Genomic DNA, 13404 nt, shown 5'->3' with positions numbered 1-13404 from the left:
ACAGAAGCGGATGGCGGAACGGGAGAACTGTAGGCTGCTATCTATTTACCCATAAGAAGTTGCTGAGATTCAGGTCAGTATAGATGAGCTCACACTGCTATTCGACAGTATCGACCAAGGGAGTAGTTGAACAAACTTTGTTTAGCGTTATCAGTTTTCAAAGGCGCGGAGTTCGAGGGGAAAATTTGTGGAGTCGTCGGTGTTCCTTTTACCTACTTCCTTTATTATTGATCGACGTGACGGTACGCTCTCGGTTCAAAGCTGGATTAAAGCTTAGTGAATTTCTCTTGGCACCCCCTCGGGAGCTTTTGGCGTGGCTAATTTGCCTTGCTCTCTCGATTTATCCTTTCAGTAGAATCCTCCCAGTTCGGAGACCAAATGATCCGAGAGTATTCAAAATAGTCTAAGTTAGGAAAACCGTATCGTGCACCGAACGCAAAAAACTCAGCTCGTTCCTTATATCCAGGGGTTGAGAGGGGTTGCCATAATCGCCGTTGTTTTAGCTCATGCCGGATTTGAGTTTTTTGAGGCGGGCTTTATTGGTGTCGACATTTTCTTTGTCCTATCCGGCTACTTGATAACTGGTCTTCTGGTCAGGGAAATAGACAAAACAGGATCTATAGATTTTCTCGGATTTTACGCGAGAAGGCTGAAGCGTTTATTTCCTGCGCTAGCCCTCATGATTTTAGTCGTCAGTGCATTCCTTTTGACTTTCATGAGCCCTTTGTATCAAGCCGAGCAGCATGGTGCCGCCCTCAGCGCTATTGCCTGGGTCAGCAATCTATACTTCGCGTTTTCTTCAAGTAATTATTTTTCACCGAATCAAGAAGAAAATGTCTTCCTTCACACCTGGTCACTGGGCGTGGAGGAACAGTTTTATTTGTTTTGGCCTTTTTGGGTTATGTTCGCTATTGGCGGATTCTGGGCGGGGAAGGAGGGTAATAGAAGCAAGAGACGCCTATTTATCGTTTTGCTACTGACAGCTATTTTTGGGTTTTGCTTCTCCGCTGTTGTCACTTTTCTTCATTCAGAATGGGGTTTTTACCTTCCTATTTCTCGTGTGTGGCAGTTTGCGGCGGGCGGTGTGGCCTTCGTTGGAGTCGCCAATGGGCAGCGGTATTTCCCGCACGAAATGAGAGCTCAAAAACGATTACTCCTTAGTAGCGTGGCGTGGTGTGGTTTCTTTCTACTAATCTGCAGCTTCGGAGTAATCGATCAGAGTAAAACTTATCCAGGTTGGTGGGCGTTGTTCCCAACTCTTGGATCGGCCTTTCTTCTTTTCTCATTGGCACTCTTAAAGAGTCATCCTATTGATTGCTGGTTGCGATATCGCCCCGTCCAATTTGTGGGAGACATTTCTTATTCTCTCTATCTCTGGCACTGGCCTGTTCTTGTTATCGGTAAACTGATTTTTCCTGGTGGGGGTGCCGCTTACCTTTTAGCATTATTGCTTTTGGCTGGGTTGTTAGCCTTAGCCTCACATTTTCTGGTGGAAAACCCTATTAGATACCATGAGCGCTTGTCTTCCAAAAATCGCGAGGTGCTAGCCGGCAGTACTGTATTCCTTCTGGCCTTTTTGACGCTTGGAGGAGTGTGGGGAGTTGTGATTTCTGAGTGGCGCGACTCCGGAACCATAGTTGAATTCGAAAAGTCGCTTGGCGATTTACCCAAAATTTATGCGATGGAGTGCGATCCTCCGGTTCAATCAGATGAAGTTGAAGTTTGCAGTTTCGGAACTCAGCAAGCTGAAAAAACGGCTGTTTTGTTGGGAGATAGTGTTGCCGCTCAATGGTTTCCAACGTTTGAATCAATCTTCACCGACGCTGGCTGGCGTTTCCTTGTCATTACTAAATCCGCCTGTCCGATGGTTGATCAGAACCATGTTTATTATCGAATAAAACGTGAGTATACCGAGTGTGCATCTTGGAGGCGTAAGGCATTGAAATATTTGAAGGGGGTGTCACCGGATCTTGTGTTGACTTCCTCTAGCCGAACTTACCCTTTTAGTAAAGATGACTGGAGAGATGCTGGCGGGCGAATCCAACAAGAACTGTCGGAAACTTCTACAAATCTAGTGGTAATTGCTCCCACCCCGGTATTAGGGTCGTCTGGTCCACGCTGTTTGGCTCGCTACTCTGCTTTGTCAGAGGCTTTTGCCAATGATTGTTCGGTCTCACTGTCTTCCCAAAACCCAATTGATGAAGTGCTCAAGGACTCAATTGAAGACATCCCCAATGCCTATTTCATGGATTTCAATTCGGTGATCTGCCCGAACGGTCTATGCAAGCCCCTTCAAGGAACAAACATCGTCTACAGGGATCACTTACACCTGACAGCCTCATACGCCCGTTTTTTGCAGACAGAGGCGCGTCAATTCTTATCCTCACTGGCAATTGAAGGGTTGAGTGATGTCATTCGAACTCAGTGAAGCCAATTATTCAAGGTGCGGATATTGAACCCGATGCCGCAGCGCTTCAACGCAACACTGAAAACCACAGTTCCTGAAAATCCAGAGAGTTCCGTTAATTGAGGCCCACATAGAACCGCACAACAACACAGCGCCGTGGACAATTTAGCAAACTACAGCACAGCGCGATCTCGCTGCGACGATTTGGATGTCACCAGTAAGCTTCCGACCGGTGTTTCAATAGAGCGAACGCTTGGTCCGTTACATCTGTGGACATTGTGTGGACTGGTCCTTGTCTGATCAGGATGTATAAACAAAAAAAGCCCCTGAAATCAGGGGCTTTTTTCTGGGTAGTTGGTGGAGACGGCGGGAATTGAACCCGCGTCCGCCAGTACTCAACCTTGAGGATCTACATGCTTAGCGTCCTTCTATTGATTTAACTTCAAGCGACCCGAAGGTCAGGGTGCAAGAAGCGATCTCTTTAAATCTTAGCCGTTAGTCAGTGAGCTCTGGCTAACGGAGCATCCCGTAAGCGATGACGTCCTGAGATGTTGCTCTGGGCTACGGGCGACCCAGTCAGGACGACTAGCAGCTTACGCTGCTAGTGCGTAGTTTTCGTCGTTTGCGACTATTGCGTTGCAGCTTTGGATTAACGAGATTCGCTGCCATCTCGACATGCACTCAAGGGTTCGCCACCAGCGTCGAAGCCATGTCGTCCCCTTATGCTCAGTATATGTGTCCGGTTTGCCGGACTTCAAGGCTTGTTTCTGTTTTACGGCCAATCAGGCCTGCTACTTGTACCTACCCCGGCTATCCCGCCTTGCGCTCCAGTTCGCTCTGTCGGCCGGCCAGAGCCACGTGGCTCAGGGCCTGGAAGCTTTCCTGGAAGTACCCTATGAGGGCATTCGGGTCGGCCTGGATATTTTTGTCCATGGTAATGCCGAACTGCACGGTGCCGGCGTAACTGAAAATACTCATGCCAATGCCAATGGATCCGCTCTGGGGTACCCAGAACATCGGCTGGGTGACCTTTGCGCCGGCGAGATATAGCGGCTCTTTGGGGCCCGGCACGTTGGTCAGGACGGCCGAAGCCTTGTTGCTCAGCAGGCTCAGTGCCCGCCGTTCCAGAATGTCGGGGCCACGTCCGAACAAATCAAGGAGGCTGTAGGTAACCTGGGCCTGGTAGGAACGTTTCAGCCGGTTCATGTTCTCCTGGACCTGGCGGAAGCACATTACCGGATCCTGCACTTCCACGGGAAGCGGCACCAGGACCAGGCCAAACCGGTTGCCGAGGGTCTCGATGGGTTGGTCCAGCGGGCGCAGGTTGAAGGGCACGGCGACGCGCAGGCCGCACTCCGGAATGGCTTCCTTGTTTGCGGCAAAGTGTCGTTGCAGGGCGCCGGTGGCAGTGCACATCAGGATATCGTTCACCGTGCCGCCCAGTGCCTTGGCGCAGGCTTTCACTTCGGCCAGGTCCAGCGGTTCTGCCCAGGCCACCTGTTTGCGACCGCTCAGGGGCTGTCTCAGTCCGGTCTTGGGTTCAAAGGGGGCCAGCCCGAGTTTGAGCAGGTCCAGGGCTACCTCTCCCGCCGTGGAGGCCAGCTTGACCGGGTAATTCGGTTCTTCGCGAACCGATTGGATAAACAGCCGGGTCTGGTAGTTCGCCATCTGCACATTGTCCACGGCCCGGCTGAGAGCGCTCTGGAGCCACGATTGTTTCCGGGCGGGCACGGGTGAGGCAGATGCCACTTTTTTCAGCTTCGGCTCCGGCGTCCGGTCGGTGAGTGAGAGCATCACCCGAACCAGGGATATGCCGTCAGCGATGCAGTGGTGAATGCGGATCAGTAAGGCGCTGCCGCCCTGGTAATTGTCGATGTAGTGCATTTGCCAGAGGGGGCGGCGGAAATCGAGGGCGGTACTGTTCAGGTCGCCGACCAGTTGCTGGAGTTGGGCCTTATCGGCATTACCGGGGAGGGCTACCTGGTGCAGGTGATTGTCCAGATCGAACAAGGGGTCTTCCTGCCAGTAGGCGCGGTCACCTTTATCCACCACCCGTTGGCGAAACCGCCGGAAACGAAGGAAACGCTCTTCCAGAATGCGCCGCAGATGACTGACCGAAATCTGTCGATCCAGCGCCAGCACACCGCAGATCATCATCGGATTTTCTGGTGTGTCCATGCGCAACCATGCGCGATCTACTGCAGACATCGGAGTACGAGTTGGTGACATATGCATTCCCTTTGCAAGCAATCAGGACACCCGAGTATAGGCTTGATGAAATTTTGCGCAAAGAGGATGAGTATGCGACACATTTGGCTGTGTCGCACTTGACGAAAGTCAGGTTTCAGTAGGGTAGAGAGAAAGAATCTCAGGCGTTGGCTTCGCGCATGATGCGCTGCTTCTGGCGGTTCCAGTCGCGTTCTTTTTCGGTCGCCCGCTTGTCGTATTCCTTCTTGCCTTTCACCAGGGCGATCTCACACTTTACCTTGTTCTTCTTCCAGTACAGGGCAAGGGGGATGCAGGTGTGGCCTGCCTGGTGCACTTTCCCCATGATCTTGGCTATTTCCTTGGCGTGAAGCAGCAGTTTCCGGGTGCGGGTGGGGTCTGCAATCACGTGCGTGGAGGCCGTGTTCAGAGGTGTGATGTGGGAACCAAGCAGCCAGGCCTCACCGTCTTTCAGCAACACATAGGCATCCACCAGCTGGGCCTTGCCGGCACGCAGGGACTTTACCTCCCACCCTAACAGGGCAAGGCCCGCCTCGAAGCGTTCCTCGATGTGATACTCGTGTTTCGCCTTCTTGTTGAGGGCGATGGTACTGCTCGGCGTTCCGGGCTTTTTCTTGCTCATGAATCAGGTAATCCGGGTTCGGACGAATGAACGAGTCTGCCGGAGCTTCACCGGCAAAACGCGCATTGTAGCTCAGGAGTGCCAGACCGGTCACGAAATCGCCGTTATCCGGGCCGTGCGCTCGTGCGTCTGCGAGTCCATCGGCTACAATATGTGGCCAGAACCTATCAGGGACGCGAATGCCTACGCCGTATCAGACACCTATCGGGTCCTTCACCCGCCCAACCACGTTTTTCTGGGCTGCCGTCGGCGCGACGGTCGGCCTTGCGAATCTGTGGCAGTTCCCCTACCTCGCCAGCCTGCACGGCGGAGGGCTGTTTATCCTGCTCTACCTTGCGTGTCTGTTGTTGGTGACGCTGCCGTTAATGGTGACCGAAGCGACTCTGGGGCGATATTCGCGTCATGGCATCGTATTGGCGATGGACGGCTTCATCCGGAGCGCCAAGGTCTCCCGTTGGTGGATGCTGGCGGGACGTCTGGGAATTCTGGCGGCGTTTCTGGTGCTCTCCTTTACGGTGGTGTTCGGTGCCATTGCCCTGGCCTACGTGTTCTTCGGTGCCATGGGGAAGTTTTCGGGGGTAGACCAGCGCGGGGCTACGGAAATTCTCTCCGGGTTGGTGTCGGACCCACGGGAGTATCGCCTGTTCATGGGGTGGCATGCCCTGTTTCTGATACTGGTGATCTGGGTGTCCATCCAGGGCGTGGTCAAAGGTCTTGAGCGCACGCTGAGAGTGGTGGTGCCGGGGACCTTGTTATTGATGCTGGGGCTTTTCGCGCTGGCAGCGTGGCACGGTCGGATTGACGGTGCGGTCAGTCACCTCCTTGAAATGCACCCTGAGGACGTGACTCTGGGGAGCGTCAAAGCAGCCCTGTTTCATGCTTTCTTTACTCTTGGTCTTGGCATGGGGGTGTGGGCTATTTTCGGGGCGTATACGGCACCCGGCACGCGATTGAAACGCTCCATTCTTGCCGTGGTGCTGATGGACACATTGGTGGCCATGGTCGCGGGTCTGATGATTTTCGCGGTGGCCACCGATGGCAGCAGTTTTGACGGCGAACGCGGCTTCGGCCTGTTGTTCGTATCCCTGCCTGTTACCCTCGGGCAGTTGCCGGCCAGCCAGTTTGTGGTTGCGGCGGTGTTCCTGATGGTGGTGATGATCGTCTGGACCACCTCGCTGGCCCTGATGGAGCCGGTCGTCGGTTGGTTTCGGGAATGGATGGGTGCGCCCCGTGGCTGGTCCGCATTGATTGTTGGGTTGGGAGTCTGGCTCGCGGGTCTGGCTTCTCTGCTCTCTTTTAACCTCTGGGCCGACGACCGCTTTGCGGGAGCGACGGTGTTCCGCTGGCTGGAGCTCATCACTGGCGGGCTGCTGATTCCGGCCGCCGCCATTCTGATTTCCGTCTTCACTGGCTGGCGGCTCACCCGGAGCCTGTCACACCGTATCCTGGGGCAGGCACCGGCTTTCTTCGCCGGGATCTGGTTCTGGGTGATGCGATTGGTGTTGCCGGTGGTGGTTGCCTACATCGGTGTCCAGTACACCGCGTTTTCCCTGACCAATCTATGCGATTCCGGTAGTGATGGTATCTGGTGCGGCCAGCCGGCAACCGTCATGTCCGAAATGGGCGATGACGCAGTGGCGGTGGAAGGTCCAGCCACCCAAACGCCATCGAAGCAGGGCGATGGTCAATCCGAGGCGCCAGCGGAAACCCCGCCGGTAAGCAAAGAGCCGGCCGGGGAGTCGGCACCGGGTGAAAATGCCCCCAAAGACGGTGATATCCTTTATCATAGCGTCTGATCAAGCGTGTCTTTGCACGCACCTCTTTGTTTTGTACAGCGCGTTCATTAGCAGGTCGACCGGTTCCGATGCCCCATCAGATTGATAAAACAGCCCTTGTCATGCACTCCGCGGAGCGGATGTTTCACTTGGTGAATGATGTCGCCCGCTACCCGGAATTTCTGCCGTGGTGCGCCAACACCGAGATCCATGAGCAGAATGACGGGGAGCTCACCGCTTCCATGGAAATTGCCAAGGGTGGAGTAACGCACACCCTGACGACCCGCAACCAACTGCAGATGCCGGAGGCCATCGAGATGAGTCTGGTGGATGGCCCGTTCCGGAACCTCCGGGGCCGCTGGCACTTCAAGTCCCTGGATCACAATGCGTGCAAGGTGATTCTGACGCTGGAGTTCGAATTTGCCGGCTCGCTCTCGCGCATGGCGTTCGGCACCGTGTTCAGTCAGGCCGCCAACACCATGGTGGATGCGTTTTGTAAGCGCGCGGATGAACTCTATTCGGGAGGTCTGTGATGCCACATGTGGAGGTTGCTTACGCCCGACCGGACAAGCAGGAAATCGTGCCGGTGACAGTGCCAGAGGGCACCACCGCGCTGGAGGCGGTCAAGCTCTCGGGTATCGTTGGAATCTTCCCGGAGGTTGATCCGGACGCCATCGACATGGGTATCTTCGGTAAGGTGATCAAGGATCCCGCTGCCCATGAGCTGCGCGAAGGCGATCGGGTGGAGCTCTATCGGCCACTCAAGATTGACCCGAAACAGGCGCGCCTGAACCGGGCCAGGAAGAAGGGGTAGATCGCGGTCAGTAGGCCGGCGTTTCTTCCAGCAGCTGGGCTTCGTAATGGGAGAAACGGTCGTTGTCGTAGTAGACGATGATGCGTTGTTCCCGGATGTCCCCGCCACCGCGCTGGAAGGTGTAGATATAGTATTCCCGGGAGGCGTCAACCGGGTTCAGCATCATGGGTGTCCCCATCACTGCGTGCACCTGGCTACGGGGCATTCCCTCGGTGAGTGCGGTCAGCTCTTGATCGGTCACGATGTTGCCTTGCTGGACGTTGATCTTGTACACGCCCGGGAAGCCACATCCGGTCAGAATGAGAGTGAGAATCAGAGCTGTGAGCTTTTGCATCGCCGGGGGAAATCCTCTATCTTGAAATCGCCTGCCTGAGGCAGGTGTGGCACGGGGTAACCGTTTAATGGCGGCTTCATCATACCGGAAGCCGTGAAGCACACCAAAGAGCGAATAGTAACATGTCATCTGAAAACGCCGAATTACGAAAAGTCGGTCTTAAAGTTACTCTGCCGAGAGTCAAGATCTTCAATATTCTTGAGAATGCCGACGAGCACCATTTGAGTGCCGAAGACGTTTACAAGAAGTTGTTGGAGCAGGGGGATGACGTGGGGCTGGCGACTGTGTACCGGGTGCTGACCCAGTTCGAAGCGGCTGGGCTGGTCCTGCGCCACAACTTCGAGGGTGGCCATGCGGTCTTTGAGATGGCTGGCGATGATCATCACGATCACATGGTCTGCACGCAGACCGGCGAGGTAATCGAGTTCGTTGACGAAGTCATCGAAGAACGGCAGAAAAAGATTGCTGAGGAGCGCGGCTACGAGATCGTCGATCACAGCCTGATCCTCTATGTGAAGCCGGTGAAATCGTAAGGCAAAAAAAAGGGCGGGTGAATCACCCGCCCAACAGCTCTCAGGATCGAGAGGGGTAGAGGTTCAGGGGCAGCCTCAGTGATGGGTGGCCTGTCCCTTGGAAAACATTTCCTGAGCGTGTGCAATGGTGTGCTCAGTCATGTCAACGCCGCCCAACATGCGTGCCACTTCGCTGATCCGTCCCTGATCGTCCAATGTTTCAATCTTCGAGAACGTTGCATCGCTTTCGGTGAACTTGCTGACAAACAGGTGCTGGTGGCATTGCGCCGCCACTTGCGGCAGATGAGTCACGCACAGCACCTGACCGTTCCCGCCCAGGGTTCGTAGCAGGCGTCCGACCACTTCTGCGGTACCGCCGCCAATACCCACATCCACTTCGTCAAAGACCAGGGTCGGTGTGGTTGACGTCTGGGCAACCACGACCTGGATGGCGAGGCTGATCCGGGAAAGTTCACCGCCAGAAGCGACCTTGGCCAGGGGGCGAGCCGGCTGGCCCGGGTTGGCGCTAACCAGGAACTCAATGTCCTGCTCGCCGTGGGGGGCGGGTTCATCCTTGGCGTTGCGGCTCAGGTGTGTCACGAATTGCATCGCAGGCATGCTCAGCTGGGCCAGTTCTTCGGCAATGCGCTGGTCGAGCTCCACGGCCGCCTGTTCCCGGGCTTCCGTCAGCTGGCTGGCGAGTTGGTCGAATGCCGCTCGCTGTTTTTCCAGTTCCGCTTCCAGTTGTTCCAGACTGCCGGCACCGCCATCGAGTTCGGCCAGTTCCGCGGACAGTCGCTGATGTAGTTCCGGCAGTTCCTCTGGTGTAATCCGGTGCTTGCGAGCCATCTGATAAATGGCGCTGAGTCGTTCTTCCACTTCCGCCAGTCGTTCCGGGTCCGCTTCGTAGTCATCCACAAAACGTCGCAGGTTGTCGCCGGCCTCAGTGATCTGAATCTGGGCTTCGTTCAGCATCTGGATGGTGTCTGCGAGCGCGGGAACCTCTACGGGAAGTTGCTCCAGTTGCTGAAGCGCCTGGCGGACCATGTCTGCGGCACTGGTTTCCTCTTCGGTACAGAGCAGTGCGGCCTGATGGCTGCTGTGCAGTACCGAATCGGCCTGACTCAGTTGCGCCTGTTCCTGTTCCAGCTGTTCCTGCTCGCCATCTTCCAGATTCAGCCGATCCAGCTCTTCCACCTGGTAGCGCATCAGTTGCAGCTTGGCTTCGGTTTCGTCGGCATTCTGCTGGCGCTCGGTCAGGCGCTGGCGGGTCTGGTGCCAGGTCTTCCAGGCGGCATGGGTGTCGGCGGCCAGGGTCTCGACGCCGGCAAACTCGTCCAGCAGTTTGCGGTGGGTTTCCTTGCGCAGCAGTGACTGGTGCTGGTGCTGGCTGTGAATGTCCATCAGCAGGCCACCCAGGTCTTTCAGGTGGGCCAGCGGACAGGGTTGGCCGTTGATGTAGGCTCGGGAGCGGCCATCCTTGCTGATCACGCGGCGCAGGATGCAGTCGCTGTCGTCATCCAGTTCGTGATTTTCCAGCCACTGGCCGGCCTCGGGAATGTCGGATACATCGAAGGTGGCGGTAATGTCTGCGCGCTTGGCGCCATGGCGAACGGCACCGGCGTCGGCTCGGCCGCCCATGGCCAGACCAAGGGCATCCAGGACAATGGATTTGCCGGCACCGGTTTCACCGGTGAGAGCCGTCATGCCTTTGTTGAACTGGAGTTCCACCCGTTCGGCAATGGCGTAGTTGGAAACCGTAAGCTGTGTGAGCATGCAGAAAACCTCCGCGTCCTTCGAAATGCAGCGCTGACCGTCCCGGTCCGGGATCTGGCCGAATACTGTGATTTCATACAGTGACTGTGAATATATACAGGCTTTTTGTGGTTTGCAAATTCCCGGGCGTGAATTTGTGCCGGATTAATGGCTGGGGTGGTTGAAACCTGCAAGCTGGGCCCCATATCCGTTCGCAACTACAGTTTTCCGGCTCGCCGCGGTCGGAAGTCACGTTGAATCGGCCGTACAGACATCGGCCGCCGGATAGTTAGCAGGAGTGGTCATGAGCACTGACGAAAACCGCAACGAACAGGTAGAAGACGAGTTGAAAGAAGCAACCGAAGCGGCCGCCGAGGAAGCCCAGGCGGACGATGAGGTGGTTGAGAGCGAAGACTCCGAGGTTGAGGCGCTGCGGGCTCAGGTCAAGGAAGCCCAGGAGCAGATGTTGCGCTCCCAGGCCGAAATGCAGAATGTCCGTCGGCGCGCCGAGATTGACGTCGAAAAAGCGCACAAGTTCGCCCTTGAGAAGTTCGTCAAGGAATTGCTGCCCGTTGCGGACAGCCTGGAGAAGGCTGTCGAAAGTACTGAAGCCAACGAGAACACCGGTGAACTGGTCGCTTCCATTCGCGAGGGTGTGGAAATGACTCTCAGTCTGTTCATGAACAGCCTCGAGAAGTTCAACGTTGAGCAGCTCAACCCGGTGGGTGAGCCGTTCGATCCGCAGCAGCACGAAGCCATGTCCATGGTGCCGGCGCCCGATGCCGAGCCGAACAGCGTTGTGGCTGTGGTGCAAAAGGGCTACCTACTGAATGGTCGTGTTGTGCGTCCGGCCATGGTGGTTGTCGCCAAGGCAGAGGAATCGCCAAAAATTGATGAGCAGGCTTGAAAAGTCGATTAAAGCGCCAATATAGCCAGTAAATGGCGAGAGCCGGGGCAATTTTCTCCGGGAAAGCATTCAGAAGAATTGGAGTGACTCAATGAGCAAGATTATCGGTATCGACCTGGGAACCACAAACTCCTGTGTTGCCATCATGGATGGTGACAAGGTTAAGGTTATTGAAAACGCCGAGGGTGATCGTACTACGCCGTCGATCATCGCGTACACGGACGACGGTGAAACCCTGGTAGGTCAGTCTGCAAAGCGTCAGGCCGTGACCAACCCGAACAACACCCTGTACGCCATCAAGCGTCTGATCGGTCGCCGCTTCGAGGACGACGTGGTCCAGAAAGACATCAAGATGGTGCCCTACAAAATCACCAAGGCGGACAATGGTGATGCCTGGGTTGAGGTGAAGGGCGAGAAGATGGCTCCGCCGCAGGTGTCTGCAGAAGTTCTGAAGAAGATGAAGAAGACTGCAGAAGACTACCTGGGCGAGAAGGTAACCGAGGCGGTTATTACCGTACCGGCCTACTTCAACGACAGCCAGCGTCAGGCCACCAAGGACGCAGGCAAGATCGCCGGTCTGGAAGTGAAGCGCATCATCAACGAGCCGACTGCGGCGGCCCTGGCCTACGGCCTGGACAAGAAGAGCGGTGATCGCACCGTGGCGGTTTATGACCTCGGTGGTGGTACCTTTGACCTGTCCATCATTGAAATTGCCGATGTCGATGGCGAGCACCAGTTCGAAGTACTGGCCACCAACGGTGACACCTTCCTGGGTGGTGAAGACTTCGACCTGAAGATCATCGAGTTCCTGGCCGACCAGTTCAAGAAAGACAGCGGCATTGACCTGCGCGGTGACTCCCTGGCGATGCAGCGTCTGAAGGAAGCGGGCGAGAAGGCGAAGATTGAGCTTTCCAGCAGCCAGCAGACCGATGTGAATCTGCCGTACATCACGGCCGATGCCAGCGGTCCGAAGCACATGAACGTCAAGCTGACCCGTGCCAAGCTTGAGTCGCTGGTCGAAGACCTGGTCCAGCGCAGCCTGGAGCCGTGTAAGGTTGCCTTGCAGGATGCGGGCATGAAGGCAGGTGAAATCGACGAAGTTATCCTGGTCGGTGGGCAGACCCGTATGCCGCTGGTGCAGGAAAAAGTTAAAGATTTCTTCGGCAAAGAAGCCCGTAAGGACGTGAACCCCGATGAGGCGGTCGCTATGGGTGCCGCGATTCAGGCAGCCGTTCTGTCTGGCGACGTGAAAGACGTGTTGCTGTTGGACGTAACACCGCTGACCCTGGGTATCGAAACCATGGGTGGCGTGGCGACTCCGCTGATCGACAAGAACACCACGATTCCGACCAAGAAGTCGCAGACGTTCTCCACAGCGGATGACAACCAGACCGCGGTCACCATCCACGTGGTTCAGGGTGAGCGTAAGCAGGCCGCCCAGAACAAGTCGCTTGGCCGTTTCGACCTGGCTGATATCCCGCCGGCGGCGCGAGGGGTTCCGCAGATCGAAGTGACCTTTGACATCGACGCGAACGGTATCCTGAACGTGTCTGCAAAAGACAAGGCGACCGGCAAAGAGCAGTCCATCGTGATCAAGGCCTCTTCCGGCCTGAACGACGACGAAATCGAGAAGATGGTGCGGGACGCCGAGGCGAACGCCGAGGAAGATCGCAAGTTCGAGGAGCTGGTTCAGGTCCGCAACCAGGGTGATGCGATGGTTCACGCCGTTCGCAAAACTCTGACTGAAGCTGGCGACAAGGTCAGTGACAGTGAGAAAGAGTCTATCGAGGCTTCCATCAAGGAGCTCGAGACCGCTCTGGAAGGATCGGACAAGGACGATATTGAAGCCAAGACCCAGAAGCTGACAGAAGTCTCTTCGGAGCTGGCTCAGAAGATGTATGCAGAAGAGGGTGCGCAGGCCCAGCAGGCTGGTGGGCAGGAAGACGCCCAGGCCCAGCAGGCTGACGACGCCGTTGACGCCGAGTTTGAGGAAGTCAAAGACGACGACAAGCGGTAATTCTGACGTACATCAGGTAGTTGGAAAACGCGGGG

The 13404-nt window shown here is 55.9% G+C and carries 11 protein-coding genes and 1 other RNA gene; 7 read left to right on the top strand and 5 right to left on the bottom strand.

Translation table 11 applies throughout. The features are described from left to right. Positions 1–424 precede the first annotated feature (424 nt). Complete coding sequence (locus K0B93_RS19410) at positions 425–2428, top strand: acyltransferase family protein (RefSeq protein ID WP_219866917.1); 2004 nt, start codon at positions 425–427, stop codon at positions 2426–2428. Between the two features lie 334 nt (positions 2429–2762). Here the strand turns inward: K0B93_RS19410 and ssrA are convergent. The 3 genes from ssrA to smpB all read right to left on the bottom strand — a co-directional run bounded on the left by ssrA (position 2763) and on the right by smpB (position 5255). After that, positions 2763–3127, bottom strand: a transfer-messenger RNA (tmRNA) gene (gene ssrA / locus K0B93_RS09150). Between the two features lie 90 nt (positions 3128–3217). Next, positions 3218–4636 carry a wax ester/triacylglycerol synthase family O-acyltransferase gene (locus K0B93_RS09145; RefSeq protein ID WP_219866916.1) on the bottom strand — a complete coding sequence of 473 codons (1419 nt, stop codon included), beginning with the start codon at positions 4634–4636 and terminating at the stop codon, positions 3218–3220. 139 nt (positions 4637–4775) lie between these two features. Then, on the bottom strand, positions 4776–5255 hold the full coding sequence (gene smpB, locus K0B93_RS09140; protein ID WP_219866915.1) for an SsrA-binding protein SmpB: 480 nt from the start codon (positions 5253–5255) through the stop codon (positions 4776–4778). A 179-nt stretch (positions 5256–5434) separates the two neighbouring features. On the opposite strand from smpB, the gene K0B93_RS09135 reads away from it, so the two are divergent. The 3 genes from K0B93_RS09135 to K0B93_RS09125 all read left to right on the top strand — a co-directional run bounded on the left by K0B93_RS09135 (position 5435) and on the right by K0B93_RS09125 (position 7844). Further along, on the top strand, positions 5435–7051 hold the full coding sequence (locus K0B93_RS09135; RefSeq protein ID WP_219866914.1) for a sodium-dependent transporter: 1617 nt from the start codon (positions 5435–5437) through the stop codon (positions 7049–7051). 68 nt (positions 7052–7119) lie between these two features. Beyond that, positions 7120–7563, top strand: coding sequence for a type II toxin-antitoxin system RatA family toxin (locus K0B93_RS09130; RefSeq protein ID WP_219866913.1), 444 nt, complete (start codon positions 7120–7122; stop codon positions 7561–7563). After that, on the top strand, positions 7563–7844 hold the full coding sequence (locus tag K0B93_RS09125; protein WP_219866912.1) for an RnfH family protein: 282 nt from the start codon (positions 7563–7565) through the stop codon (positions 7842–7844). The genes K0B93_RS09130 and K0B93_RS09125 overlap by 1 nt, the downstream gene beginning before the upstream one ends. Before the next feature lie 7 nt (positions 7845–7851). Here the strand turns inward: K0B93_RS09125 and K0B93_RS09120 are convergent, their stop codons facing one another. Next, positions 7852–8178 carry an outer membrane protein assembly factor BamE gene (locus K0B93_RS09120; RefSeq protein WP_219866911.1) on the bottom strand — a complete coding sequence of 109 codons (327 nt, stop codon included), beginning with the start codon at positions 8176–8178 and terminating at the stop codon, positions 7852–7854. Between the two features lie 122 nt (positions 8179–8300). Between K0B93_RS09120 and fur the strand changes: the two genes are divergently transcribed. Beyond that, positions 8301–8711 carry a ferric iron uptake transcriptional regulator gene (gene fur, locus K0B93_RS09115; protein ID WP_219866910.1) on the top strand — a complete coding sequence of 137 codons (411 nt, stop codon included), beginning with the start codon at positions 8301–8303 and terminating at the stop codon, positions 8709–8711. Positions 8712–8786: 75 nt separating this feature from the next. Here fur and recN read toward each other — a convergent pair whose 3' ends face one another. Beyond that, complete coding sequence (gene recN / locus K0B93_RS09110; protein ID WP_219866909.1) at positions 8787–10466, bottom strand: DNA repair protein RecN; 1680 nt, start codon at positions 10464–10466, stop codon at positions 8787–8789. A gap of 283 nt (positions 10467–10749) precedes the next feature. Here recN and grpE point away from each other — a divergent pair, with 283 nt between their 5' ends. Together grpE and dnaK are read left to right on the top strand one after the other, a co-directional pair. After that, entirely contained in the window at positions 10750–11352 is a 603-nt protein-coding gene (gene grpE, locus K0B93_RS09105; RefSeq protein ID WP_219866908.1) for a nucleotide exchange factor GrpE, read from the top strand. A gap of 91 nt (positions 11353–11443) precedes the next feature. Further along, positions 11444–13369, top strand: coding sequence for a molecular chaperone DnaK (dnaK, locus tag K0B93_RS09100; RefSeq protein ID WP_219866907.1), 1926 nt, complete (start codon positions 11444–11446; stop codon positions 13367–13369). Positions 13370–13404: the final 35 nt, after the last annotated feature.

The sequence above is a fragment of the Marinobacter sp. F4218 genome, assembly GCF_019443085.1.
GTDB lineage: Bacteria > Pseudomonadota > Gammaproteobacteria > Pseudomonadales > Oleiphilaceae > Marinobacter > Marinobacter albus.
The sequence above is the reverse complement of the archived record's forward strand: the minus strand, read 5'-3'. Positions and strand labels throughout refer to the sequence as shown.